19 protein-coding genes and 1 riboswitch are annotated in these 25,423 nt (G+C 57.4%); of the genes, 7 read left to right on the forward strand and 12 right to left on the reverse strand.

What is annotated here, in order from left to right; all coding sequences use genetic code 11:
- Window positions 1–19: 19 nt before the first annotated feature.
- Together queA and AAC636_RS11775 are read right to left on the reverse strand one after the other, a co-directional pair.
- A complete protein-coding gene (gene queA, locus AAC636_RS11770) occupies window positions 20–1,075 on the reverse strand; it encodes a tRNA preQ1(34) S-adenosylmethionine ribosyltransferase-isomerase QueA (RefSeq protein WP_340301639.1) in 1,056 nt (351 codons plus the stop codon).
- Between the two features lie 43 nt (window positions 1,076–1,118).
- Window positions 1,119–4,352, reverse strand: coding sequence for a YhdP family protein (locus AAC636_RS11775; protein WP_445322580.1), 3,234 nt, complete (start codon window positions 4,350–4,352; stop codon window positions 1,119–1,121).
- Between the two features lie 316 nt (window positions 4,353–4,668).
- On the opposite strand from AAC636_RS11775, the gene AAC636_RS11780 reads away from it, so the two are divergent.
- The 4 genes from AAC636_RS11780 to AAC636_RS11795 all read left to right on the forward strand — a co-directional run bounded on the left by AAC636_RS11780 (window position 4,669) and on the right by AAC636_RS11795 (window position 8,038).
- Complete coding sequence (locus AAC636_RS11780) at window positions 4,669–5,133, forward strand: peroxiredoxin (protein WP_340301641.1); 465 nt, start codon at window positions 4,669–4,671, stop codon at window positions 5,131–5,133.
- A 47-nt stretch (window positions 5,134–5,180) separates the two neighbouring features.
- The gene (locus tag AAC636_RS11785) at window positions 5,181–5,981 is read left to right on the forward strand and encodes a ferritin-like domain-containing protein (protein ID WP_445322581.1); all 801 of its coding nucleotides are present in this window, start codon (window positions 5,181–5,183) and stop codon (window positions 5,979–5,981) included.
- Between the two features lie 199 nt (window positions 5,982–6,180).
- Window positions 6,181–7,521 carry a M23 family metallopeptidase gene (locus tag AAC636_RS11790; RefSeq protein WP_340301643.1) on the forward strand — a complete coding sequence of 447 codons (1,341 nt, stop codon included), beginning with the start codon at window positions 6,181–6,183 and terminating at the stop codon, window positions 7,519–7,521.
- Window positions 7,511–8,038, forward strand: a complete 528-nt coding sequence (locus tag AAC636_RS11795) for a bactofilin family protein (RefSeq protein ID WP_340301644.1) — start codon at window positions 7,511–7,513, stop codon at window positions 8,036–8,038. Before AAC636_RS11790 ends, AAC636_RS11795 begins: the two co-directional genes overlap by 11 nt.
- A 66-nt stretch (window positions 8,039–8,104) precedes the next feature.
- On the opposite strand, the gene AAC636_RS11800 is transcribed toward AAC636_RS11795, so the two are convergent.
- Window positions 8,105–8,899 (reverse strand): DUF2189 domain-containing protein, encoded by a 795-nt coding sequence (locus AAC636_RS11800; RefSeq protein WP_340301645.1) that lies wholly within the window; start codon window positions 8,897–8,899, stop codon window positions 8,105–8,107.
- Between the two features lie 79 nt (window positions 8,900–8,978).
- Window positions 8,979–9,260 carry an RpiB/LacA/LacB family sugar-phosphate isomerase gene (locus AAC636_RS11805; protein ID WP_340301646.1) on the reverse strand — a complete coding sequence of 94 codons (282 nt, stop codon included), beginning with the start codon at window positions 9,258–9,260 and terminating at the stop codon, window positions 8,979–8,981.
- A gap of 99 nt (window positions 9,261–9,359) precedes the next feature.
- On the opposite strand from AAC636_RS11805, the gene fsa reads away from it, so the two are divergent.
- Window positions 9,360–10,013, forward strand: a complete 654-nt coding sequence (fsa, locus tag AAC636_RS11810; protein WP_340242504.1) for a fructose-6-phosphate aldolase — start codon at window positions 9,360–9,362, stop codon at window positions 10,011–10,013.
- Window positions 10,014–10,264: 251 nt separating this feature from the next.
- Here fsa and AAC636_RS11815 read toward each other — a convergent pair whose 3' ends face one another.
- The 6 genes from AAC636_RS11815 to AAC636_RS11840 all read right to left on the reverse strand — a co-directional run bounded on the left by AAC636_RS11815 (window position 10,265) and on the right by AAC636_RS11840 (window position 18,485).
- Window positions 10,265–11,428, reverse strand: a complete 1,164-nt coding sequence (locus tag AAC636_RS11815; protein ID WP_340301647.1) for an iron-containing alcohol dehydrogenase — start codon at window positions 11,426–11,428, stop codon at window positions 10,265–10,267.
- 5 nt (window positions 11,429–11,433) lie between these two features.
- A complete protein-coding gene (locus AAC636_RS11820; RefSeq protein WP_317655021.1) occupies window positions 11,434–11,871 on the reverse strand; it encodes a 6,7-dimethyl-8-ribityllumazine synthase in 438 nt (145 codons plus the stop codon).
- Between the two features lie 98 nt (window positions 11,872–11,969).
- Window positions 11,970–12,104, reverse strand: a riboswitch (FMN riboswitch).
- 74 nt (window positions 12,105–12,178) lie between these two features.
- Window positions 12,179–13,306 (reverse strand): peptide chain release factor 2, encoded by a 1,128-nt coding sequence (gene prfB, locus AAC636_RS11825; protein WP_340301648.1) that lies wholly within the window; start codon window positions 13,304–13,306, stop codon window positions 12,179–12,181.
- A gap of 86 nt (window positions 13,307–13,392) precedes the next feature.
- On the reverse strand, window positions 13,393–15,942 hold the full coding sequence (locus tag AAC636_RS11830) for a penicillin-binding protein 1A (RefSeq protein ID WP_340301735.1): 2,550 nt from the start codon (window positions 15,940–15,942) through the stop codon (window positions 13,393–13,395).
- A 119-nt stretch (window positions 15,943–16,061) separates the two neighbouring features.
- A complete protein-coding gene (locus tag AAC636_RS11835; RefSeq protein WP_340301649.1) occupies window positions 16,062–17,270 on the reverse strand; it encodes an N-acetylmuramoyl-L-alanine amidase in 1,209 nt (402 codons plus the stop codon).
- Between the two features lie 63 nt (window positions 17,271–17,333).
- On the reverse strand, window positions 17,334–18,485 hold the full coding sequence (locus tag AAC636_RS11840; RefSeq protein ID WP_340301650.1) for an aminotransferase class I/II-fold pyridoxal phosphate-dependent enzyme: 1,152 nt from the start codon (window positions 18,483–18,485) through the stop codon (window positions 17,334–17,336).
- 63 nt (window positions 18,486–18,548) lie between these two features.
- On the opposite strand from AAC636_RS11840, the gene AAC636_RS11845 reads away from it, so the two are divergent.
- Window positions 18,549–19,868, forward strand: a complete 1,320-nt coding sequence (locus tag AAC636_RS11845) for a M48 family metalloprotease (RefSeq protein WP_340301651.1) — start codon at window positions 18,549–18,551, stop codon at window positions 19,866–19,868.
- Between the two features lie 11 nt (window positions 19,869–19,879).
- On the forward strand, window positions 19,880–20,641 hold the full coding sequence (locus AAC636_RS11850) for a DsbA family protein (protein WP_340301652.1): 762 nt from the start codon (window positions 19,880–19,882) through the stop codon (window positions 20,639–20,641).
- A 71-nt stretch (window positions 20,642–20,712) separates the two neighbouring features.
- Here AAC636_RS11850 and AAC636_RS11855 read toward each other — a convergent pair whose 3' ends face one another.
- Both AAC636_RS11855 and AAC636_RS11860 read right to left on the reverse strand, forming a co-directional pair.
- Window positions 20,713–23,352 carry an Rne/Rng family ribonuclease gene (locus tag AAC636_RS11855; RefSeq protein WP_445322578.1) on the reverse strand — a complete coding sequence of 880 codons (2,640 nt, stop codon included), beginning with the start codon at window positions 23,350–23,352 and terminating at the stop codon, window positions 20,713–20,715.
- A 745-nt stretch (window positions 23,353–24,097) separates the two neighbouring features.
- On the reverse strand, window positions 24,098–25,420 hold the full coding sequence (locus AAC636_RS11860; protein ID WP_340301654.1) for a sigma-54-dependent transcriptional regulator: 1,323 nt from the start codon (window positions 25,418–25,420) through the stop codon (window positions 24,098–24,100).
- Between the last annotated feature and the right edge of the window lie 3 nt (window positions 25,421–25,423).

The following is a 25,423-nucleotide window of genomic DNA, read 5'->3' on the forward strand; positions in this document are numbered from 1 at the left end:
GCGTTCACGCCTTATCCTGTCACGTCTGCGACCCGATTAATAGCGAAGCATCCCCATAGGAGAAAAAACGATAGTTCTGCGTGATTGCATGGTCATAGATCGTCCGAATTTGATCTGCCCCCATCAGGGCCGACACCAACATCATCAGGGTCGATTTGGGCAAGTGGAAATTGGTTATCAACCCATCGGTGATTTTAAAGCGATACCCGGGGTAGATGAAAATATCGGTATCCCCCTCAAAGGGGCGCATCTCGCCAGTTTCGCTTGCCGCAGTTTCAATCAAACGCAATGCTGTTGTGCCCACGGGGATAATCCGCCCGCCTGCGGCGCGGGTGGCGTTGATTTCATCCGCCGCGCTTTGCGAAACCTCGCCCCATTCGGCATGCATTTTATGGGTGGTGACATCTTCCACCGTCACGGGCAGAAACGTGCCTGCGCCAACGTGCAAGGTGACAAAGCTGAACCTCACCCCATGGGCGCGTAAATCTGCCATCAGCCCCTCGTCAAAATGCAGGCTTGCGGTTGGGGCGGCCACCGCCCCTTGGCGCTTGGCCCAAATGGTTTGGTAATCTTCCCGATCTTGGGCATCGGAGGGGCGCTTGGCTTCAATATAGGGCGGCAGGGGCATCGCGCCTGCGGCGTTCAACGCCGCATCAAAATCATCCCCCCCAAGGTTGAAGCGCAGACGCAGCCCCCCTTCAAGGCTTGCCACCTCGGCGTGAAAATCGGGGGTGAACTCCACCACCTCGCCCAAGGCCAGTTTCCGCATCGGCTTGGCAAGGGCCGACCATGTGCCATCGGCCTGTGGCTCGAGAAGGGTCACCTCAATCTTTGCGCTCACGCGGCCTTGCGCGCTGTCGCGCCACCTTTGGCCACGCAGACGGGCGGGAATGACGCGGGTGTCGTTCAGGATCAACCGATCCCCCTTGCGCAAGAATTGCGGCAGATCGCGCACAATCGCATCGGTGATCTGCCGGCCTTTCGCATGTAGCAGCCGCGCCGAAGAGCGCGGCTTTGCCGGACGGGTCGCAATAAGGGTTTCGGGAAGGTGAAAATCGAAATCATCAAGACGCATCGTAAACCTGACAGAAACGGGCCATCGCAAAGAAACGGGCGGATTATTGGGAATTTGTGTCAAGCTGCGGGCGCATCAAGTCGCGCAGAATGCCTGGCACAAGTATGGAGAGCGGATTGACCCGCACCTGCGGCGTATCGGGCGGGCCGTTCAGAGTAAAATTAAATCCAAACAATCCCTCATCACGCCTTGCAAACAGCCGCCCGACAACGCCGTTGAGCGCATAAATCGGCGTAAGCACACCGCGAAAGTCCAAATTCCGCGCAGATGTATTATAGACCCCATCCATGCTGATCCCCAAAGACGGGCCAATGGCGGTGCCTTGATGCACAGTGATCTTTGACGGATCGAGCGTGAAGCGCGCATTTACCTCGCCCATATTAATCCCGTCCCCCGACAGTTGTTCAATCAATCCAATCACGGAGACGGCGTTGAGCAATTCGGCCATAACGGGCGCATCGCGCAGTCTGGGGTTGGTGATTTGCAACTGGCCCTCATAGCTGCGCGCGCCAGTCGCGCCCTGCAATTGCAGAGCCAGCGTGCCACCATAGAGGTTGCGCATGATGCCCGCGCTGCGCATGGCGGCCCCGCCATCATCAGCCTGAAGGCGAATATCAATGCCCCCGCCCTCAAGCGGGGCAATCGCGCCCTCTAGCGGAACGGCGCCGTTAAGATTGCCGCGAAACGCCCCTGCCAACCCGCCACCGCCAGAACTGAGATCCGCGCGCAAATCGCTGAGGGCAATCGTGGCGCCAATGCGCAGCTCGTCCAAATTGACCGACAGGGGGGCGCGTGCCGTTTGCGCTTGTGCGCCGCCCTGCGGCAGGCCCCGCAAATCCAACCGCCCCGAAGCAATCCCAAGTTCAGGTGCCAGCCCCTCGCCACGCGGCGTCAGCGTGCCTGTCACATCTAGCCAGTCATCAATGGTAAACCCTTCTATGCGCAACAGCTCAAGACGGCCTTCGGGGCTGAGATCCCCCGAACCCTGTGCAGATAGGCCCGCCCCTGATAGGCGGAATGCGCGCAGGCTTGGGTCAGGCCCAAGGATCAGGGTGACGTCTAAATCCCCTGCTGCCTCTGCGGGTTTCGTCCACCCCAACGCTGTAAGGGACAGAGCAACGCCCTCAAGTGGTGATGTGAGACGCAACTCTGGGGCTGCACCGCGCCCTGCAAGATCAAGCCGCAAATCCAGTGCTGCATCGCCCTGCACCATGCCATCAGGCAAAATGACACCAAAGGTCGCAAAGGTTTCAGGGCTCAAACGCGCCTGCCCTTCGACATAAGATTGCGGGGCATCACGGTTAAGATCAGGCCGAACCCAACGGCCCGTGAGAGGCTGACCTGACATTGTGGCAGCGCCAGAAATCATCACACCTGCCTCGGAGGTAATCGCAAAATCAAGCGCCTCTGCACGCAGATCGCGATTGGGAACCAGTGTGTCTGAGCGCACATCTATCAGACGGCCCGTGATATCGAGGCTCATCTCACCAATGGGTTGGCGTTGCACCAAATTCAGACCGATCTGACCCGACAACTCTGCCTGACCTGTGGCCAATGTGGCAGGGTCAAGACTCCCGTCTTCGGGAAATAGGTTCAGGGGCGGCCCTGCGAATAGGGTCAAAAGATCAGGGATTTCTCCAGACACATCCAAATCAAGGGTGGCAGCAGGGCCGCGCATTGCCACATTGGGCACAGTGAACCTGCCTTGGCGCATCACGATATCTTGGCCCGTTGGCGCGCGCATCAGACCATCTTGCGCCACAATGGTCAGGCGCGCGCCCTCTAGACGCAGTTGGCCCTGCAGATCCCGCAAAGGTAGTATATCGCGAATGGGGCTAAGCGCGAGCGCGCTAAAATCAAACCCCAAGGCCGCCTGCGCACGGGCATCTTGCGGCGCCTTACGCAGGCTCAGAACGAGGTTTTGCGCCTGCCCTTCGTGCAGATTGCGATCAATCCAGTCACGCGTTTTAGAGACAAACTCATTTGGCCAATAAATCAGGGCATCGCGCAGCACCATTTGCGCAATACTCACATCAATCGCCAGTTCCGTGCCATCAGAGCGCGCCACCCCATAGCCTGAAAGGGTCAGCTCATACGCATCTGTGCGGATCAAAACACGATCAAGATCGAGGCGCGGCTCCTCCCCCAAACTGATCCGAAACTCAGACCGCCCCTGCGAGAACAGCAAGGGCGCCTCGAACATCGCATTGGGGTTCACCAATAGATCATTAAGATCAAGCGTGGCGTCAATTTGCGTGCCATCGGGCGAAATCAGCGCATCACCCGTTGCGGTAAAATCTAGGTCGCGCGCATCAACCAAAAGCTCATCCAGCGCCGCGCGCCCTGTGGCGGCCTCATACCAAAATCGCGCTGAGATCTCGCTAAAGCTTAGGGGGCGCTCTGCGCCCTCAAGGGCCAATTCCCCTGGCCCCAAATCAAGGCGGGCTTCAAGATCACCAAAGCCTTCGGCATCGCGCAATTTCGTGCTGAGACTGCCCGACAATGGCGCAGAGATCAGATCAAGCCACCGGAAGGCAGGCGATGCAACAGAAAGGTTATTTGCAGGTATCCCTTGAAATTGGATGCGTAATTCGGTCTCACGCGCGGCATCGGTGCGGGTCGCCACAAAGGAAAGACGCCCCGCCTGATCTGCCGCCCCCTCCGCGTGGGCCTCTAGACCTGCGGTAACCGCCAAAACCAAATCTTGGCCCTGACGGGCCAGACGCATTTGCCCGTTTTCAATAGATAAGGCCCGTCCTGTGCTGGCATCGCGCAGAGAAATCGTAATCTCGCGGCCAATGGCCTCTTGAAAATTGGCAAAACGCGGATCGGCAAACATTCTGTCAAAGGCGGCCATGGTTTGGGCCAAATCAACGCGTGCGGCGTCTTGATTGGTTGTGAAAGCCAAATCGATACCACCAGTTGCGTCCCGTTCAAGCAAGAGACTGGCACCGCGCATTTCGGCGCGGATGGGGGATATTTGCCCCATCAGCAAGGCGCCTGCATCGAAGGCAAAGCCAAGCTGCGGAAACGCCGCACGCAGGCCAGTTTCATCGCGCACCGTGACATCGGTGATGACCAAAAGGGCTTGGCGCCCCGTCTCATTAAGGGCAATGGACATATCTGCAATGCTTAACTCATCGCGCACCATACCCGCCTGCATTTGCGCAATAATACGCGCCTGCCATGCGGTAGGCAGCGAAACGGGCCCCTGAGACAGTCGCAGGTAAAACCCACCAAGCACCGCTGAAATGGTCACGAACAGGCCCAAAACCACAGCCAAGACCCACCGCCCTCTGCGCGATTTGGCAGGCTGTGGTTTAGGTTTGGACTCGGCGTTTTCTTTGGAGGTCACGGGAAGCGGTCAATCTATAATCTGTCTGGTCACGAGGTTGGTCACGGGGCTGTTTACGGGTCGGGCGCGGAACAAAGAGAGGGGCGATTTCGGATGCCGCTCTTTATCTTTGCTGTAAATCCCCTAGCTTGCAATCACACATAACAAAACCCTGCAACTGGCCCCGCGCAAATATTCGCCGCACTGGATCACGATGTGGCGAGTTTCCGCGCAAAAGAATGAATAAAGGATGAAGCCCATGCTTGAGATCGGCAGCCCCGCCCCAGATTTCACCCTTCCCCGCGATGGCGGTGGCGAAGTGACACTATCTGCTCAAAAGCCCAAGAAAGTGGTTCTCTATTTCTATCCCAAAGATGACACATCAGGCTGCACCAAAGAGGCGCAGGGCTTCACCGAAGCGGCAGACGCCTTTGCTGCGGCAGGCACCGTGGTGATTGGTGTCTCCAAAGATAGCGTGGCCAAACACGATAAATTCATCGCCAAATATGATCTTGGGGTGGTCCTTGCCTCGGATGAAACCAGCGATGTCTGCGAACGCTATGGCGCATGGGTGGAGAAATCCATGTATGGCAAGAAGTACATGGGCATCGAACGCTGCACCTATCTTATTGATGGCGATGGGAAAATTTCCCAGATTTGGCGCAAGGTAAAGGTGCCAGGCCATGTTGATGCGGTGCTGGACGCGGTGAAATCCTTGGGCTAATTCACCGCCCCATGAGTGATTTACAAATACCCGAGACATTGGCCGAAATGGCGGTGGCGGTTTTGACCACCGCCAATGCAAAGGAGAAATGCGCACTTTCGCGCGCTTGTGCCAAGAAATGGTTTGCGGCGCAGGCAGCAGGCACGCCCTTGCCCCTTGGCCGCGCCACACCGCCCGATCAACCCGCGCGCCCTGCACAACCCGCATTGCTTGATCCGCGCGAGGTTCCAAAGCGTAAACCTGGCACAGCCGAGGGTCGGATCGCTATTTTGCACGCGGTGGCGCATATCGAACTTAATGCGGTGGATTTACATTGGGACATTATCCCCCGCTTTGCCGAGACGCCCATGCCCATCGGGTTCTACGATGATTGGGTCAAATCGGCCGATGAAGAATCCAAGCATTTCAACCTATTGTCAGATTGCCTTGAACAAATGGGCAGTCATTATGGCGCGCTTGCCGCACATGCGGGGATGTGGCGCGCCGCCGAAGATACGGCCACTGATTTCATGGGCCGCTTGGCGGTGGTGCCGATGGTTCTCGAGGCACGCGGCCTTGATGTCACGCCCTCCATGATCGAGATTTTCAAACGCCCGCAAAATGACCCTGCGGCCAGTGCAGCGGTCGATGCGCTAAACGTGATCTATGCCGAAGAGGTGCATCACGTGGCCTATGGTAGCAAATGGTTTCATTTCCTCTGTGGCCGCGAAAACCTTGATCCAAAGGATGCGTTTCACGAACTGGTGCAACGCTATTTCCACGGCGCATTGAAGCCACCCTTTAACGAAGAAAAGCGCGCCGAAGCGGGCCTTCCACCCGATTTTTACTGGCCTCTCTCTGAACGCTAGGCCATCTATCGGCGAAATCTCGCCCAAATTGCGGGGATGACCTCAATTTCCCGTCTAAATGGCGCAAAAAATATTGAGCCGCCCCGCTCAATGTCCTATCCAATCCTCGCGCCCCCCAATTGGTCTGGAGACGCTGTGATGGGGTGGTGACGAGAGGCGCAGAGCAAAGCGCCCGAACGACAAAACAGGGGACTTGGCATTGAAAACGCGATTGATTGAGCGCGCAAACCACGCATTGGATCGACATTTGCCTGAAAAACGGCTGTTTCTGAAATCCGATACAAGCACGCGCTTTGTGCGCCTGAGGCCCCTGACGCAGGCCGCAATCATTGCCACGACAGGGCTTCTGGTCACATGGACGGCGATTGTTTCAGCGGTGTTTTTCATCGATGCCATCAATGCAGGCTCTAATCGCGATCAGGTCGCGCGCGCCTCGCAGGCCTATCAAGACCGCCTCAATGCAATGTCCAGCGAACGCGACAGCCGCGCCCTTGAGGCACAAGCCGCCCATGAAAGATTTGGCGTTGCGATGACCCAAGTCTCTGCCATGCAATCGCAGCTTCTGGCATCAGAAGAACGCCGCCGCGAATTGGAAACCGCGGTCAACGTGATCCAAAGCACCTTGCGCCGCACCATCAGTGAACGCGATGACGCGCTTGAAGAGGTGGCACAATTGACCGCCGAGATGACCGATGAGAATGGCAGCCTGCAATCCGCCGCAAGCCGTCAACGAGATCTAGAGCAGGTTTTGGCGCTATTGACCGAGGCGCTGCATGAAACAGCCGAAGGGCGCGATACAACCCATGATTTGATCGCCGAGGCGCGCGCGCAGATTCAAGACTTGGAATTCCAAGCTGCCCTTTCCGCCGAGCGCAATGAACGCATCTTTACTCAAATCGAAGACGCGGTCGCGATGTCGCTTGAGCCACTTGATGCGATGTTCCGTGCGGCAGGCCTGCCCACCGACAGCATTCTTGAGACGGTGCGCCGTGGCTATTCAGGACAAGGTGGGCCTTTGACGCCAATTACCTTTTCCACCTCCAACGGCCAACCCGACCCTGTTTCGCTGCGCGCCAATGAGGTGTTGGAAGATCTCGATGCGGTGAACCTCTATCGTATTGCCGCAGAGAGCCTGCCCTTCAGCTATCCTGTGCAGGGCGCTGCGCGGCGCACCTCGGGCTATGGCTATCGCAATGATCCGATCCAAGGGGGGCGGCGGATGCATGAGGGCCAAGATTTTGCGGGCCCCGTTGGAACCCCGATTGTTGCTGCCGCAGATGGCACTGTGGTTTTCGCGGGCCGCCGCGGCGCCTATGGCAATATGATAGAAATTCGCCACGCTATGGGATATACAACACGCTACGCACATTTATCGCGTATTCGCGTGACACGGGGCGAAAGAGTGTCGCGCGGCGACAGAATTGGTGATATGGGAAATACTGGACGCTCGACCGGGTCCCATTTGCATTACGAAGTGCGCCAGAATGGCAACCCAACCAACCCGATGACCTTTATCACGGCAGGACGAAATGTTTTCTAAATCAAAAATCAACGAACCTGGACCAAAAGAAACAACAACGCCAAGCGCGGCCCCTGCCGCGACAGCGCCAAGCGCGCCTTCGGCACCGGTGGCCCCCAGCACATCTGCTGCCCCCACCAAGCCAAAGCCGCCTGCGTCTTTGCTGAGCTCGGATTTGGTGATTACGGGCAATCTGAAAACCTCGGGTGACATTCAAATCGAAGGCACCGTCAAGGGTGACATCCGCGCACATTCAATGACTGTTGGTGAAAGCGCACGCATTGATGGCGAGGTTCTTGCCGATGATGTGGTCGTGAACGGCTATGTCAAAGGCCGCGTTCGTGGCTTGAAAGTGCGCCTCACCTCAAGCGCGCGAGTTGAGGGCGACATCATTCATAAGACCATCGCGATTGAATCAGGTGCGCATTTTGAAGGCACGGTTCAGCGTCAAGAAGACCCGCTGTCTAGCGGTGCGAAATCGGCCCCTGCCCCAGCCGCAAAACCTGTCGCAGCCGCCGCAGAGCCAGAAAAGAAATAAGCGCAGGCGCGATTTATTTACAATGCACCCCCGCCCGCATCCGCGCGCGGGGGTTTTTCTTTGTCATCATATCGCCTCATGCACAAAGGCGCGGCGATAAATATGCCATGAGGCATGAACCAAAACGGGCAAGACCAAAAACAACCCCAACAGTGCAGGCAGCATCGCCAAAAAGGTCAGGCTTGCGATCAGCGCTCCCCAGATCAGCATCACCTTCGGGTTGGCTTTGACCACCGCAATGCTTTTGAGCATGGCAGTGACAAAATCCACTTCCTTATCCAACAAAAGGGGCAGCGAAATCACCGTGAGGCAAAATAACACCAACGCAAAAACTGCACCAAAGCCTGAGCCCACCAACAGCATAATCAATCCTTCGGGCTGAAGCAGATAGGCATAGCTTGAGGTGACATTCATCAGCGCAGATGGCCCCATAAACAGGGCGAACAACATATGCGCAAAGAAAGACCAAAATAGAAAATAAACGATGATCACCCATGCCATAGACGGCAATTGGCACAATCTTTGCCGCCAGATCACGCTGAAGATATCATTGCGGCGAAAGTCCCGATCCCCCGCTTCAAGACGGCGGGAAACCTCATAAAGGCCAACCGCCAAGAAAGGCCCTATGAGGGGAAAGCCAACCGTAATCGGAATAGCCAACCACCCCATATCCAGGATCGAAAGGCTGCCATAGATCAACCAGCCCCCCACCACATAGATATGGGCAAAGAACAGGCCCATCATCGGCTTTTGGCAAAAATCTCGCCACCCTGCGCCCAATGCCGCCCAAATATCGCCCAATCCCATCTTGGCCAATGGCGGCAGGGGCGATGGCCCCTCGAGCTGCACGCGGTCGTTCATATTGCGCCCTCCCTTCTTCCGTCAGGAATAGGTTAAGCCCCCGATCCACGCGCCGCCAAGGGAAATTTGGCAGACCGCGCTATCCGTCTAGCGCATCAATCGCTGCAACATTGCTGACGCTGCGGCCATTGGGGTCAAAACTTTGCGCCAAATAGGCCTCGGCAATGGATTTCGCCAATTCTGCCCCAATCACCCGCGCGCCCATCGTGATGATCTGCGCATTATTCGACAGCGCGGCACGCTCGGCTGAATAGGTGTCATGGGTCTGTGCGGCGCGAATGCCGCGCACCTTGTTCGCGGACATCGCCACGCCAATCCCTGTGCCGCAGACTATTTTCAAGCGGTCATAAGAAAATTGCAATTTGCAGAATTCGTCTCACAAGGTTATCGAAGCGCCAAACAACCCATTCGTATCAGGCCTCGCCTGCCCCGCGCGAATAAGCATCAAGGAGAGCTATCTATGAAATTCTTTGTCGATACTGCCGTGGTCGATGAAATCCGTGAATTGCACGATTATGGTCTGTTGGACGGGGTCACCACGAACCCCTCGCTGATCGCAAAATCAGGCCGCGATTTCAAAGAGGTCATCGCTGAAATTTGCGCGTTGGTCGATGGGCCCGTATCCGCCGAAGTCGCCGCAACCGATTTTGCGGGCATGGTGGCCGAGGGCGAGCATTTGGCAAAAATCGCCGATAATGTCGTGATCAAGCTGCCCTTGACCTTGGATGGCCTAAAGGCCTGCCGCCATTTCACCAATAAAGGCATAAAGACCAATGTGACCTTGTGCTTCTCGGCCAATCAGGCGCTTTTGGCGGCCAAGGCGGGTGCAACCTATATCAGCCCCTTCATCGGGCGCTTGGATGACCTCAACCTCGATGGCATGGAATTGATCGCAGAAATCCGCGAGATTTACGACAATTATGGATTTGAGACTGAAATTCTGGCGGCGTCCATTCGGACGGCAAACCATGTGAAAGATGCCGCGATGGTTGGTGCAGATGTGGCGACCATTCCACCCGCAGTGATCAAGGGTCTTGCCAAGCACGTCTTGACGGATAAGGGCCTTGAGCAATTCACCAAAGATTGGGCCGCAACGGGCCAAACCATTCTTTAAGGCAAGTTCATACCGATTTTGAAAAGCGGCGGGACCATAGGCCCGCCGCTTTTTTCATACCCGCAGATCAGCTGCGCCTGTGTCGATATGGGGTGCCCAGAAAGCAACGCTATCGGCAATATCGGCGACCACGGCCCGATCATCTGGTTCACGCTCTATAAAGCTCAGCTCAAGGTATCAAAGAAATCTTAAGAACTTTGGCGGAAACCGAGGCCATTGTTGCAATTGCAACGGGTATATTGTGGCGTGGGTTATAACGCTTCGCGCAGAATTTCGGTCAAATCAGACGCGGTCAAATCGACTGGATTCGCCTTTATCGAAGACGCGCTTGCCGCCGCTTGTGCAATCTGGTCGATCTTGTCGGCAGGCAGACCCGCTTGCCCCAATCGCGGCAGGTTTTGCCCCTCGATAAATCGCGCCAAGGCCTCAAAGGCCATCTCGGCGCTGACGCCAAAGGCATCGCCCATCCAAGCGCGCAGATCAGAAAAGCGTCCACGCAATGCAGGGCTTTCGGCGCGGGCCTCATTGGCCAAAAGAACAGGCACCAATAAAAGGGCGCAAATCAGGCCATGTTGCGCCAGATAGCCGCCTGCAGGCCCCGCCAAGCCATGCACCGCCCCCAAACCCGCATTGGCCAAGGCAAGACCGCCAATCACCGATGCCAAGGCCATATCATCGCGCGCCATCGGATCATCGCCGCCCCGATCAAAGGCATCAGATAGGCGGCGCAGCCCTGACACGGCCCGCGGAATGGCATCCCTGCACAGCGCATCGGTGAACGGGTTGGCGCGGGTGCACAGATAAGGCTCGATCACTTGGGTCAGGGCATCAAGCCCGCTCATCATGGTTTGCGCGCGCCCCATCCCGTCACATAAACTTGGGTCAATAATGGCCAAATCTGGCAGCATCCGCGCATCACGCAAAGATACTTTGCGCTGGTGTTTGGGCACAGAAATCACCGCGTTTTTGGTGACCTCGGCCCCTGTGCCCGCTGTGGTGGGAATGGCCGCAAAAGGCAAAGGCGCGGCATCAAGCGCGCGCCCCTCACCGACAACCTCAAGATAACGAAGGGCGGGATGCGGTGCAGGGATCAAGGCGGCGATGGCCTTGCCTGCATCAATGACAGCCCCCCCGCCAATCGCCACAACGCAGGCAACCCCTGCCCCGCGCGCGCGCATCACCGCGCCCTCGATGGTTTTCAAATCGGGTTCAGCCGCAATCGCGATCTGCAGCACGGGCGCAAGAGCATCAACCAAAGCACGCGTTTCTGTGTGACGCAGACCAGAGCCGCCCGTGATCACCATCACGGGCACCCCCAAAGTCATAATCTGCGGCGCAAGCCCCGCCCCGACCTTTCCGCGACCAAATTGAATTTGACCTGCGGTGAGAAACTCAAAGCTCAGGGCCTGCGCCATCAGGATCAAACCTCGATACTTGCGACCATGCGCAAGGCTTGCGCTGCTTCTGCGCCTTTCTTGACGAAATGATCATGATAGAAATCGTGATGCACCGCATGCTCGTGGAAATGATGCGGGGTCAGCGATACGGAATAGGTGGGAATGCCTGTGTCCAACTGTGCTTGCATCAGACCATCAACCACAGCAGCAGCCACAAAATCATGGCGGTAAATGCCCCCATCCACCACCAATGCGGCGCAGACAATCGCATCAACCTTACCAGACGCGCCCAGTTTCTTTGCCAAGAGCGGCATTTCAAACGCGCCGGGCACATCATAGGTCATCAGGTTATACGCCTGACCTGATGCTTTCATATCCGCTTCAAAGCCAACCAAGGCTTGGTTGACAATGTCGCTGTGCCAATTTGCTTTGATAAAAGCGATATTCAGTGTTTTCGTCATTTGGGTCATCCTTTCTAAAGACCAAGGTGCCCAAGGCGATCGTGAACACGCGCCCGCGCCTGCCCAAGGGACACGCCCCCGCGCAACCGCGAAACACGGCTCATTCTCTTTCATCCGGACTATAACCGTCGGCTTTGGAATTTCACCAAATCTGCTGACCCTTGGTCGTGAAACCAAGGCGCTCGCGGGCTGTCACCGCCGGTGGGGAATTTCACCCCGCCCCGAGAATGTCAGTAGAAGTAATCAACCAAAGGCTGCAGTGCAAGACGCGAATGCGCCGCATCGCTGCGTGCTTGCGTCTCAGGTGTCAATCTTCGGCCTGTGCATCGGCACGGCTTTTGCCAGAGACATCCAGCGCCAAAACCGAGGCCATCAACCCATCAATTTCACCATCCAAAACACCTTGGGTGTCAGAGGTCTCAAACCCTGTGCGCAGGTCTTTAACCATTTGATAGGGCTGCAAAACATAAGAGCGAATTTGATTACCCCAACCCGCCTCACCTTTGGCCTCATGGGCTGCGTTGATCTCGGCATTGCGGCGGTCAAGCTCCATCTGATAGAGGCGCGATTTCAGCGCCTTCATCGCGATATCGCGGTTTTGGTGCTGCGATTTTTCCGAACTCGTGACCACGATCCCCGTGGGAATATGGGTGATACGCACGGCCGAGTCGGTGGTGTTGACGTGCTGCCCCCCCGCCCCTGACGAGCGATAGGTGTCGATGCGGATCTCATTTGGGGCCACTTCGATTTCGATATTGTCATCAACCACAGGATAGACCCAAACCGAAGAAAAGGACGTATGCCGCCGCGCGGAACTGTCATAAGGCGAGATGCGCACCAAACGATGCACGCCCGATTCCGATTTCAACCAGCCATAGGCATTATGGCCAGAGATTTTGTAAACGGCGGATTTGATCCCCGCTTCTTCCCCGTAAGAGACGGATTGAAGATCAACCTCATATCCCTGTTTTTCGGCCCAACGCACATACATGCGTGCCAACATGGAGGCCCAATCACAGCTTTCCGTGCCGCCTGCGCCCGCATTGATCTCAAGGAAGCTGTCATTGGCGTCCGCCTCGCCGTTCAATAGGGCTTCAAGCTCTTTTGCGGCGGCGGTCTCGACCAAGGCAGACAGGACGGCTTCCGCCTCTGTCACGATGGCGCTGTCACCTTCTTCCTCGCCCAATTCGATGAGGCCAATATTATCGTCCAGTCCCGATTTGATCGCATCATAGGTGCCGATTTTATCAAGCAACACCTGACGATCGCGCATCAGCTTTTGCGCTTTTTCGGGATCGTTCCACAGGTCTGGATCCTCGACACGGGCGTTGAACTCCTCCAAGCGGTGCTTGGCGGTGGTCAAATCCATTCTCTGCCCGAGCAAATCAAGCGAACGGCGAATTTTGTCGATATTGGATTGGGTTTCGGCCCGCATCGGATACCTGCTCCAATTGCATCAAGAAATCATCTGGTCGCGGTGATCTAGACCAGCGGCGGCGTGGCTGCAATCCCCGATGGGGTTTAATAGAGCCCGCCTGAGCTGATCGTGCCAAAGCCCGTATCGGTGGGAACCCGCACTGTTTCGCCAGACGAGGTGCGCACATCTGCGGCCTCTTCCTGCAATGCGCCATCAACCTCACCCGGCCCAAAGACGGGCAAATCCGAGGCCACAGCAAACCCACCATCCACAATGGCCGAACGCGCACCAACAGGGGGCACTTCTGCGGCGCGGAAATATTCATAAACCACGTTTTCGCCGCTTTCCCCATCGGCCAGACGTTCGCCAGAGAAGCGATCAATTAGCACGAACACACCGCCCTCGGGCACGCGGAACGGGCCGCCGCCATATTCGGCCACAGCCTCTTGCATAAATTCTTGGAACACGGGCGCACAAGTCCCACCGCCCGAGGCGCGGCCAAGCGACCGCGGTTGGTCATAGCCGATATAGCACCCCGCTACGATATTGGAGGTAAAGCCAACAAACCAAACATCGCGGGCGTCATTGGTTGTGCCCGTTTTCCCAGCAGCAGGCACGGGCAGGTTCACCGCACGCGCGGCTGTTCCGCGCTCGACAACCCCCTCAAGCATCGAGGTGAGTTGAAAGGCGGTAATTGGATCCATAACACGGGCGCGGTTGGATACGATCCGCGGCCCCAAGCCTGCGGGCAATGTGTCGCTCAAACAATCTTCGCAAATACGCTGATCATGGCGATACACAGTTTGTCCAAACCGATCTTGGACACGGTCAACAAGGGTAGGCTCCACCCGCTCACCGCCATTGGCAAACATCGCATAGGCCGCGACCATTTTGTAAAGCGTGCTTTCTTGCGCCCCCAAGGAATTGGCCAAAAATGGCTGCATCTCATCATAAACGCCAAAGCGTTCGGCATAGCGCGCAACGGTTTCCATCCCCACATCTTGGGCCAAGCGGATGGTCATCAAGTTGCGCGATTGTTCAATGCCTGTGCGAATGGGCGCAGGGCCATAAAACCGATCCGAAGCATTGGTTGGTCGCCAAAGACCCTCGGGCGTTTCCACCTGAATGGGCGCATCGATCACAATGGTGTTGGGGCTATAGCCGCTGTCCAACGCCGCCGCATACACAAATGGCTTAAAGCTTGAGCCAGGCTGCCGCGTGGCTTGGGTGGCGCGGTTAAACACCGAATATTGATAAGAAAAGCCGCCTTGCATCGCCAAAACGCGGCCCGTGTTCACATCCATCGCCATAAAGGCCCCTTGCACCTCGGGGATTTGGCGCAAGGAATAATGCCCTGCCCCTGTGTCATCCTCCAAAGGCAGAACATGGATCACATCCCCGCGCGCAAGCAGGTCATCGGCAGAATTGGCCGCGCTGCCTGTTGTGCCATCTTCGCGCAAAGGGCGCGCCCAAGTGACATCATCGGCAAAGATGCGACCCGTTTCGCCATCCTCAAAGGCAATCAGCGCATCACCGCCCTCGAACCCCGTCACAGCAGCCACACGCCACTGATCCACATCGCGCGGGATTTCCGCAACCGAAAGCGCCTCGGCCAAACTGGCCGCATCCTCAAGGGCCGCCACATCAAGTTGCGCCAAGGCCCCCCGCCAAACTCCGCGCCCGCGATCATAGGTTTCAAGCGCGCTGCGCAACGCGCGCTGTGCCACGATTTGAAGATTTTCATCCATCGTTGCGCGCACGGCATACCCGCCTGTGAAGAATTCTTCTTCACCGAACTGGGTCGACAATTGGCGGCGAATTTCATCCGTAAAATAGCCCCGTGGCGGCAGGTTAGAGCGGAAAGGCGCGATATCCCCACGCTGCACGGTCTCAAGTTCAGAGGCTTGGCTATCTTCCATCACCTCGCGGGTTATATAGCCATTCTCGAACATCTCGCGCAGCACATAATTGCGCCGCTCAACCGCATCATCGTAATCACGCACAGGATGCAGACGCGCAGGCCGTTGCGGAAGCGCAGCCAAATAGGAAGCTTGCGCAGGGGTCAAATCGGACAGCGCCGTGTTGAAATAGGTCTGCGCAGCGGCGGCAACACCATAGGAATTTTGACCAAGGAAAATCTCGTTCAGATACAGCTCAAGGATACGTTCCTTGCTCATGGATCGCTCAATGCGTGCGGCCAAAATGATTTCCTGCACCTTGCGCTCAATCGTGCGGCTGCCATCGAGAAGGAAATTCTTCATCACCTGCTGCGTAATGGTGGAGGCGCCACGCACATCCTGCCCGCGCGAACGCACCGCATCCACAAGGGCCGATGCAATCGCGCGCGGATCATAGCCCGCATGCTGATAGAAATTGCGATCTTCGGCGCTGATAAAGGCATGAGCCACCAGATCAGGGATTTCTTCGGCTGGCACGAAAACACGGCGCTCTTGCGCGAATTCGTCAATGATACGGCCTTCGCGCGAATAGATACGGCTGATTGTGGCAGGGGTATATTGCGACAGCGTTTCGTAATTGGGCAAATCGCGCGCAAAAACCCAAATCACGCCGCCAACAATAATGGCACCAAACACAACCGCCATGATCGCCGAGGCAAAGAGCCCGCCGAAAATACCCATCACAAAACGGATGATCTGGCCCATGCGTGTCACTTCCCCAAAAAGCCTTACCCCAAGCGCGTGTCCGCTTATAGGGCGCAGCCGCGCGCGCGTCAAAAGCTTAAACCTTCACTTCATGGTGAGATCACAAAAGATTATCGCCGCATCAGGCTGCGACGCAGATTGTCTTCGGCCAACCATGCCTCGATGGCCCGCGCAATCCCGCCTTGCGCCCGCGACCGCCAAACAGGGTCAAGGATATTTTCCAAATCTCCACCTTCGGACATAAAACCTATTTCCAAGAGGACAGAGGGGTAATCAGGCGCGCGCAGCACTGTAAAATTTGCCTCAAGACGCGGGCGTCTGTGCAATTCAACCCCTGCCCCCTCAAGGCCCGTCACCAAGGCATCGGCCAAGGCATCACTGCGCGGATCGGTTTCAAGGCGCGCCAAATCCATGAGCAAATCTGCGACAACATCATCGGATTGGCCCAAATCCACGCCCGCCAATAGATCGGCGCGGTCATGCTGCGCGGCAAGCGCCGCTGAGGCCGCATCAGAGCCTGTCTCGGACAAGGTATAAACAGTCGCCCCAGACGCCATGCCATCGCCTGCGGCCAAGGCATCGGCATGAATTGAAATGAAAAGATCAGCCCCCTCCATGCGCGCGCGCGACATCCGATAAGGCAGGGGGATAAATTCATCCCGCTCGCGCGTCATGAACACATCCACCAGTCCATCACGCAACAGCATCTCGCGCAACTCTAACGCGAAGAGCAAAACCAAATCCGCTTCGCTATAGCCATCGCGCTCTGCGCCCGGATCAATCCCGCCATGGCCCGGATCAAGGGCAATCAAGGCCCGTGTGCGCAGTGGCGGCGCAGGTTCAGCAATCACCGCTTCAGGTGGCTCATCTGCGCTTGCTGGGGTGAGATGGGTTGCAAATTCTTGCGCCGTTGCGGGGCGCAGCCGCAAGGTGAGACGCACCGCGTCAGGATGCCCTGTATCCATCACCGCGCGCTCAATCACCATGGGCGCGGTCAAATTCAGGCTCAACCGCCCCCAACCTGCACGCGGTGCGGGGCCAAGCGTGACCGCCTGTGCGCGATCCGCTCGATCAAACCCATTGGGCAGATTTTGCGCCTCTACCCCCGCCAAATCAACAATCAACCGCATCGGATTGTCGCGCACACGCAGCCCATAGGCGGTGGCACGATTAAGGCGAAGCTGCACCTCAATCCCTTGGCCTCGATCCGTGACATAGCTTTCGCCTAGATCAAGGCGCACAGATGTTTCGGCCCAAACCATGGGGCCAATCCACAAAAACAGCATCGCAAAAATACTGCGAAACACGACCTGCAGCATGGGGTTGTCTTTCTGCTCTTATCCGCGCCAGAAATATACAAAATTTAGATTTAGATTTACAATCTATTTTGCATGCGCAGCCATAAAGGCCGTGATACGTGCAACCCCTTCTTCGATATCGGCCGTGCTGCGGGCATAGGAGAACCGCAAGGCGCGCCTGCCTTCTTCGGGATCAAAATCAAGGCCTGGGGTGACAGCAACCCCTGCCTCCTCCAACATTGCGCGCGCCATATCTTGCGCGGGCCAATCAAAGGCGCTGATATCGGCATAGACATAGAACGCACCATCTGCGGGCGCGAGGTGCTCAAATCCCGCCGCGCGCAGCCCATGCAACAAGATCATGCGGTTTTTGGCATAGATCGCGCGGTTCTCATCCAGTTCCGCACGCCCTTCAGGCGACAAGGCCCCTAGGGCTGCGATTTGTGCCGCATGTGGCGCGCAAATAAACATATTTTGAGCCAAACGCTCGACCACGCGCAGGTGATCTTCGGGCACGACCATCCACCCCAATCGCCATCCTGTCATCGAGAAATATTTGGAAAAGGAGTTGATAATATAGGCCTGATCGGTCACCTCAAGCGCGCTGACGGCGCGCGCCTCGTAATGCAGCCCGTGATAGATTTCGTCACTGATCAATGCCACATCCCGCGCGGCGCAGGCAGCCGCCAGTTCCGCAAGTGCGGGCTTTTGGATCATCGTGCCTGTCGGGTTTGCAGGGCTTGCCAAGATCAGACCTGCAAGATCTTCGGTGATCTGGTCGGGGCGCGGCTGAAACCCACTGCTGGCATCGGTGCGCAATCCCGCAACGTCCAAACTCATTGCCTTAAGGATTTGCCGATAAGACGGGTAACAGGGAAGCCCCATACCAACCTTTTGGCCCGCATCAAAAAGCGCGGAAAATGTCAATAAAAACCCGCCCGATGCCCCCGCGGTGATCACCACGCGCGCAGGATCAAGGTCGATATCATACCACTCGCCATAAAGGGCTGCGATTCCCGCGCGCAGATCAGGACGCCCGAGCGCCACAGTATAGCCTAGCGTGTCTTCTTCCATTGCGCGCGCGAGCCTCTCGCGCGCGGCGCGTGGCGCGCCTGTTCCGGGTTGGCCGACCTCCATATGGATGATGTGGCGCCCCTCCTCCTCAAGACGGCGGGCGGCCTCCATGACGTCCATCACAATAAAGGGATCAACCTGACCACGGCTTGAATAACGCATTGCTTCCTCACTAGACTGGATGCATCGGTTTGAAACAGCCCTGCCCGAAAAGGTCAATCACAGATGCGATCCTTTCTTTTTGCCGTGATCTTGGGCCTGTGCCTTGGCCTTGCGCCCAAAGGGGCCTTGGCGCAATCCATGATCCGCGATGCCGAGATTGAGGCAGGTTTACGCAACTTGCTGATGCCCATTCTCGAGGCGGCAGGATTGGGGCAATCTATCCGCGTGATTTTGCTCAATGATCCGCAGATGAACGCCTTTGTTCGCGATGCACGCACGATTTTCATCACTTCGGGGCTGATGATGGCCTTTGACGAGCCTGCCGAATTGCAGGCCGTTTTGGCCCATGAGGCCGCGCATATTGCCAATGGGCATTTGGCCCGCCGCCCCGAGAATGCCGACACGATGAGCGGTGCATCGCGGCTGGGTTTGGTGGCAGGTCTGCTGGCCGCAGGCGTCACGGGGGATGCGGGTGCAGGCGCGGGCGTTGCGGCAGGTATGGCCTCAAGCGCGCAGCGCGTCTTTTTCTCACATACCCGCGCCGAAGAGGCGAGCGCGGATGCCGCCGCCCTTAGATATCTTGAGCGCGCAGGCGTTGACCCCACCGCAATGGCGCGCGTCCTAGATCGCTTTGCAGGGCAAGAGTTACTCTCAACTGACCGCCAAGACCCCTATGTGCGCACCCACCCGCTGACCCGTGATCGTCTGCGATTGGTCGCAAATTTTGACGGCGGCACGGCCCCACCCCCTGACAGCGAAGCGCAATATTGGTTTGATCGTAGCAAGGGGAAATTAGCAGCCTTTCTGAACCCACCCTCTTGGACATTTGCGCAGGTGGGAAATGACCCCTCAGAGATCGCAACAATGCGCCGCGCTGTGGCCTATCACCGCAATTCCGAAGGCGATGCCGCCTTGCGTGAGTTAGAGCGGTTGCTCCTAAACCACCCCGCAGACCCCTATTACCAAGAGCTATATGCACAGGTTCTATTTGAAAACCGCCGGTATGACGCGGCGATTGTGGCCTATGAACGGGCCATCCAGATGTCCCCTGATGCAGGTCTGATTTTAGCGGGATATGGTCGTGCCCTTCTTGCGCCCGACAGCCCCGCACGCAATGCCGAGGCCTTAGCGGTGCTAGAGGCCGCCTTTGCCCGCGAACGGCGCAACGCGCGGCTTATGCGAGATTTGGCTATGGCCTATGCGCGCGATGGCCAAGATGGTATGGCCGCATGGGCCACCGCAGAACGCGCGGCCTTGGAGGGAGACTTTGAAACCGCCGCCCTTCATGCCCGCCGTGCCACGGGTCTCTTGCCCCAAGGATCAAGCGGGTGGCTTCGGGCGCAAGATGTGTTACGTGTGGCTGAAACGAAAAAAAACGACTGACAGGATGCGCGATGACCCCTTCCCCGAAAAGCCTGATCTTGGCGCTTAGCCTAACACTTGTCGCCCTCAATCCCGCTGCAGCATTTGACATCGATGCCATGAGCGAGACAGAACGCGCAGCATTTCGCGCGGAAATCCGCGCCTATCTGCTGGATAATCCCGAAGTGCTGATGGAGGCCTTCGACATTCTAGACGAGCGTCAAGCGGCCGCAGAGGCACAGGCTGAATCCCAGATTATCGCGGCCAATTCTGACGCGATTTTCGCCTCACCCTATGATTATGTTGGCGGCAACCCCGAGGGTGATGTGACCCTAGTCGAGTTTCTTGATTATCGCTGCGGCTATTGTAAACGTGCCTTTCCCGATATCGAAGCCATGCTTGAGGCAGATGGGAACATCCGCTTTATCGTCAAAGAGTTTCCGATTTTGGGCGATGCCTCGCTCTTGGCCTCACGCTATGCGATTGCGGCCAAAATCGCATTGGGGGATGAAGCCTATCGCGCGCTTCATGATGCGATGATGGTGATGCGGGCTGAGGTCAGCGAAGGGTCATTGCAGGCCACCGCCGAAGGGCTGGGTCTTGATCACGCGGCCATCGTGGCCGAAATCAACAACCCGCAAATCGATGCAACAATCAGCCTCAATTACGAATTGGCCCGTGCGCTGAATATTTCAGGCACGCCAACCTTTGTGCTAGAAAAAGGGCTCTTGCGCGGGGCCTTGCCGCGCGACCAGATTGAGGCGGCTATTGCAACTGAGCGCAACGCAAACTGAACAAACGATTAGCATGAAAATGAAAAACGGGCAGGGTTTCCCCTGCCCGTTTTTTATCTTGATCGGGTCGTTTAGCCGCGTGACCACCACCCGCGCTTCTTTGGCCCCTCAGGCACAGCTTCTGCGGCCTGTGACGCAGACACCGCCTCGACATTCGCGTCTGGCGCAGATGGCTCCTCGGCCACAGGTTCGGCCTTTTTCGCAGGGGTTTTACGGCTGCGCGTGGCCCGCTTGGGCTTTGGCGCCTCTTCAGCAGGCTCTGGGGCCTGTTCGGCCTCAGCCACCGATTCCGTTACCGCAGCGGCCTCTTCAGCGGCTTTTTCGGCCTTGGTTTTGCGACCACGGCGCTTTGGTTTTGGGGCCTCTTCCACCGCTGCATCTGCCGCTGTCTCTGCAGGTGCTTCTGTGGCGGGATCAGATGGTTCTGGCGCGGTTACCGTCTCCGCCGATGCGTCAGATTTGGTCGACTTGCGACTGCGGCGGCGCTTTGGCTTTTCCTCAACCTCGGGGGTGGCGTCTGCCTCCGCTGCGGGCGAGGCATCAGCCTCAGACGCGCCTGCACTCTGTTCTGCAACCTCTGGGGCCTCAGGGCCCTCCTCGGTTGTGCGGGCCTCGTCCCCCTCGCCCCGATTGCGGCGGCGACCACGGCCACCACGGCGGCGGCGGCGGCGTTTCTTGCCCTCGCCCTCTTCGCCTTGTGCCTCGGGGCGGTCTGCCTCAGGTGCCTCGGTGACATCAATCTCATCCACAGCCTCAGCTTCGGCGGCTTCGATTTCCTCCATCAGCCCTGCATCCATCGAAACAACAGGGCTTGCAGGGGCGATGCGGCGGGTGGCTGTTTTGAATTTTTCAATCCGATAATCGGGCGTGATCATCGCAGGATCGGCCTCGACACGGATCGAAACCCCATAGCGCGCCTCAAGATCAGCGAGATATTCGCGCTTTTGGTTCATGATGAAATTCACAATGCCCACAGGCGCAGTCAACAACAACTCGCGCGAGCGGCGGCGGGTGCTTTCCTCTTCCAACTGGCGCAGGATCGATAGGCCCTGACTGTCATCAGAACGCACAAGTCCCGTGCCGTGGCATTGATGGCAGGGCTGTGTCGTGGCCTCCAACATCCCAGGGCGCAGACGTTGGCGCGACATTTCCAACAGGCCAAAGCCTGAGATACGCCCAACCTGAATGCGCGCGCGGTCGGTTTTGAGGCGATCTTTCAGCCGCTTTTCCACAGCCAGATTGTTGCGCCGATCTTCCATATCGATGAAGTCGATCACAATCAGACCCGCCAAATCGCGCAGGCGCACTTGGCGCGCCACCTCTTCGGCAGCCTCAAGATTGGTCTTAAGCGCGGTTTCCTCAATCGAGCCTTCCTTGGTCGCGCGCCCCGAGTTCACATCAACCGCAACCAAGGCCTCGGTGATGCCGATGACGATATAGCCGCCCGATTTGAGTTGCACGACAGGGTTGAACATATCGGCCAAGTAACCCTCGACCTGATAGCGCGCGAAAAGCGGCAGACTGTCCGCGTAATGTTTCACGTTTTTGGCATGGGACGGCATGATCATTTTCATGAAGTCCTTGGCTTGGCGATAGCCCGCCTCGCCTTCAACCAGCACCTCGTCAATATCGCGATTATAGAGATCGCGGATCGAGCGGTGGATCAGATTACCTTCCTCATAAATTGGCGCAGGCGCAATCGAGCGCAGGGTCAATTCGCGCACCTGTTCCCATTGGCGCTGCAAATATTCGTAATCGCGCTTGATCTCGGCCTTGGTGCGTTGGCTGCCCGCGGTGCGGATGATCAGGCCCGCGCCCTGCGGCACCTCAATCGATTGCGCGATTTCCTTTAGCTTTTTGCGATCCGAAATATTGGTAATCTTGCGGCTGATCCCGCCACCGCGCGCGGTATTGGGCATCAAAACACAATAGCGCCCTGCAAGGCTGAGATAGGTGGTCAGGGCAGCACCTTTATTGCCGCGTTCCTCTTTGACGACCTGCACCAGAATAATCTGGCGCACTTTGATCACTTCTTGGATTTTATATTTTCGCGCGCGCGGTTTGCGGGCAGGACGAATATCTTCGTGATCATCATCATCGGCGATGGTTTCGGCCTCGGCGGGGGCGGTGGCGTCCTCGTCAGATGCGCCATCTTCGATATCGGCCTCAACCTCAGGATCGGCATCGCTCTCAGGGGCGGCCGTGTCAGTCAGGGCCGCATCAAGCGCCTCATCTGCCTCCGCCTCAGATTCAGCCTCAGCGTCTAGATCAATCACATCCATGCCCGAGGGCGTGCTGACCTCGCCTGTGGCAATCGCATCACCTGCGGTGGCCTCTGCACGGGTGTCCGAGGATTTGCGGCGGCGCGAGCGGCGGCGTTTGGGGGCGGATTTCTCCTCCTCATCGGCTTCGGCCTCGGCGGCCAACTCCCGCTCCTCGGCCAAAAGCGCCTCACGATCCGCTTTGGGGATTTGGTAATAATCGGGATGAATTTCCGAGAAGGCCAAGAAACCATGACGATTGCCACCATAATCAACAAAGGCCGCCTGTAACGAGGGTTCGACCCGCGTTACCTTTGCCAAATAGATATTTCCTGCCAGTTGTCGCTTATTCAGCGACTCGAAATCGAATTCCTCGACCTTGTTTCCATCTGCCACAACAACGCGTGTTTCCTCCGCGTGGGTGGCATCGATAAGCATTTTCTTTGCCATGGGTTCCTTGCACATCCCCGCGCTGCGCGCACCCCAAAGGGTCGCGTGAGAGGGGGATATTGTCCTGAAAGGGCGATGACGCAGACAGCAGAATGGGCGGGCGCGGCATGGGCCGCCCCGTCACTCACTTGGCTGATCTGCACGCGTTTCATCGCGATTTATCTCCGAAGCTGCGCGTGCACTCGCCCGCGCCTCTCCCATTATGTCCCGCTTGCGCGGGGGTTAGATGGGCCTGAGGGCAGCACAAGGGCGGCGGTCAGGCTTTGGCATCCTGCCCTCTCTCCCGCGCGGGTTTTCGGACGCGCTTCAAGAAGGGGGCAGATAAACTTTGCAGATGTCCAGCTGGCTCAAACCTCCAGATCATCCCAATCACCATAGAGGCAGAGCGGGGAAGAGGGCAATGGGTTTTTTTTTGGGGGGGGGGGAGTGGTGGAAGGGCAAACCCCAATCGGTGTTTATTCATGGAGATGCAATCTTTTTACCCACGATCGAGAAATAGCCGCTGCTAGTGAGTGACTTCATATGCTGCAGTATGGCCCGTTAAAGCAGGTATCTGGATTCGGGTTGCCAGTGATTACGATTTCATGCTCAGATCCCCAATGCTGATAGTTTAGTAATTACACGATTAAGGCTCACACTATTCTCCGCTGCGTTACGGGGGCTCCGTCCATCGTTGTTTGTTTCAACTTTAGGACGCGCACCCGCAGCAAACGACCCAGTCCCGCACACGTGTCAACACACCCCCTCACAAATAATCCGACCTACTCAACCCATACTTCGCCATTTTCTCGTTCAAGGTGCGTCTTGGTAGGCTGAGTTCTTCCATCACGGCGGCGATGGAGCCGCGGTGGCGGCGCATGGTGTTGTCGATCAGCATCCGCTCAAACGCCTCGACATATTCTTTGAGGGGTTTGCCCTCGCCCATATCCTGCGGCACCACCTCGGTTGTGTCGTTCATCAACAGCGCCGTGATCGAGGCCGCGCCACGGCGGGCTTGCAGCGTGGAGCGTTCAGCCAAGTTCAGCAATTGACGCAGGTTTCCAGGCCATGGGGCCTGCAACATTTGCGCGGCCTCTTGGGCATTGGGGTGGATTGGCTCGGTGCCGTATTCTTCGGCGTAATTTTCAGCGAATTGTGCGAACAGTGTCAGCACATCCTCGCCCCGCTGCCGCAAGGGGGGCAGCGCGATGCGCATCGCGGCCAAGCGGAAAAACAGATCGGGCCTGAGCGCCGCCTCACACCCCGCGGCCCCTTCGGCCCCGTTACAAATGGCAATGATGCGCAGATCGCGGCCCGCGCTTTGCGCCTCGTCCAAAGCCGACAGCAGCCGCGCCTGCAGCGCATCGCTGAGGGTTTCGACATCCTCAAGCACCAATGTGCCGCCGCGTGCGGCCTCTAGGGCGGGGCGGGCCAGATCGTTTTCTTCTGCGCCAAAGATTAGGCTGCGCAACTGCGCCTCGTCCTGCGCGCCACAGGTGACGGTGACAAAGGGTTTGCCCGCACGGGGGCCGACCGCGTGCAGGGCATGGGCGACAAGGGTTTTGCCCGTGCCCGTCTCGCCCGTGATCAGGACATGACCATCGGCTTGGCCAAGGTCGAGAATATCCTCGCGCAGCCGTTCCATCGCGGGGCTTGTGCCCACCAAGCGGCGCATGATCCCTGTGCCATCGCTAAGTTCTCGCCTGAGCGAGCGATTATCAAGGGTCAAACGCCGCGCTTGGATCGCGCGTTTGGCAAGGCTGCTCATCTTTTCGGGATCGAAGGGTTTTTCGAGAAAATCAAAAGCGCCGATGCGCATCGCCTCGACCGCCATTGGCACATCGCCATGGCCCGTGATCATGATCACAGGCAGGCTGTTATCGATAGAATTCAGCCGTTTAAGAAACGCCATCCCATCCATGCCCGGCATACGAATGTCACTGATAACAATACCCGCAAAATCGGATGTGATCTCTTTGAGCGCCTCTTCCGCGCTGCCATAGGTTTCGGTTTCAAACCCAGAAAGGGCCAACCATTGGCTGATCGATTGGCGCATATCCTGCTCGTCATCGACAATCACAACTTTCATTCC

Origin of the sequence: Roseobacter sp. HKCCD5988 (genome assembly GCF_037830355.1) — a bacterium.
Lineage (GTDB): Bacteria > Pseudomonadota > Alphaproteobacteria > Rhodobacterales > Rhodobacteraceae > M30B80.

Excerpts from the sequence above, each read along its gene's own strand:
- queA (WP_340301639.1), bottom strand. The coding sequence starts at position 1,075 with ATGCGTCTTGATGATTTCGATTTTCACCTTCCCGAAACCCTTATTGCG.
- AAC636_RS11820 (WP_317655021.1), bottom strand. The coding sequence starts at position 11,871 with ATGACGAAAACACTGAATATCGCTTTTATCAAAGCAAATTGGCACAGC.
- AAC636_RS11795 (WP_340301644.1), top strand. The coding sequence starts at position 7,511 with ATGTTTTCTAAATCAAAAATCAACGAACCTGGACCAAAAGAAACAACA.
- AAC636_RS11845 (WP_340301651.1), top strand. The coding sequence starts at position 18,549 with ATGCGATCCTTTCTTTTTGCCGTGATCTTGGGCCTGTGCCTTGGCCTT.
- AAC636_RS11850 (WP_340301652.1), top strand. The coding sequence starts at position 19,880 with ATGACCCCTTCCCCGAAAAGCCTGATCTTGGCGCTTAGCCTAACACTT.
- AAC636_RS11835 (WP_340301649.1), bottom strand. The coding sequence starts at position 17,270 with ATGCTGCAGGTCGTGTTTCGCAGTATTTTTGCGATGCTGTTTTTGTGG.
- AAC636_RS11855 (WP_445322578.1), bottom strand. The coding sequence starts at position 23,352 with ATGGCAAAGAAAATGCTTATCGATGCCACCCACGCGGAGGAAACACGC.
- AAC636_RS11780 (WP_340301641.1), top strand. The coding sequence starts at position 4,669 with ATGCTTGAGATCGGCAGCCCCGCCCCAGATTTCACCCTTCCCCGCGAT.
- prfB (WP_340301648.1), bottom strand. The coding sequence starts at position 13,306 with ATGCGGGCCGAAACCCAATCCAATATCGACAAAATTCGCCGTTCGCTT.
- fsa (WP_340242504.1), top strand. The coding sequence starts at position 9,360 with ATGAAATTCTTTGTCGATACTGCCGTGGTCGATGAAATCCGTGAATTG.
- AAC636_RS11785 (WP_445322581.1), top strand. The coding sequence starts at position 5,181 with ATGGCGGTGGCGGTTTTGACCACCGCCAATGCAAAGGAGAAATGCGCA.
- AAC636_RS11815 (WP_340301647.1), bottom strand. The coding sequence starts at position 11,428 with ATGGCGCAGGCCCTGAGCTTTGAGTTTCTCACCGCAGGTCAAATTCAA.
- AAC636_RS11800 (WP_340301645.1), bottom strand. The coding sequence starts at position 8,899 with ATGAACGACCGCGTGCAGCTCGAGGGGCCATCGCCCCTGCCGCCATTG.
- AAC636_RS11840 (WP_340301650.1), bottom strand. The coding sequence starts at position 18,485 with ATGCGTTATTCAAGCCGTGGTCAGGTTGATCCCTTTATTGTGATGGAC.
- AAC636_RS11860 (WP_340301654.1), bottom strand. The coding sequence starts at position 25,420 with ATGAAAGTTGTGATTGTCGATGACGAGCAGGATATGCGCCAATCGATC.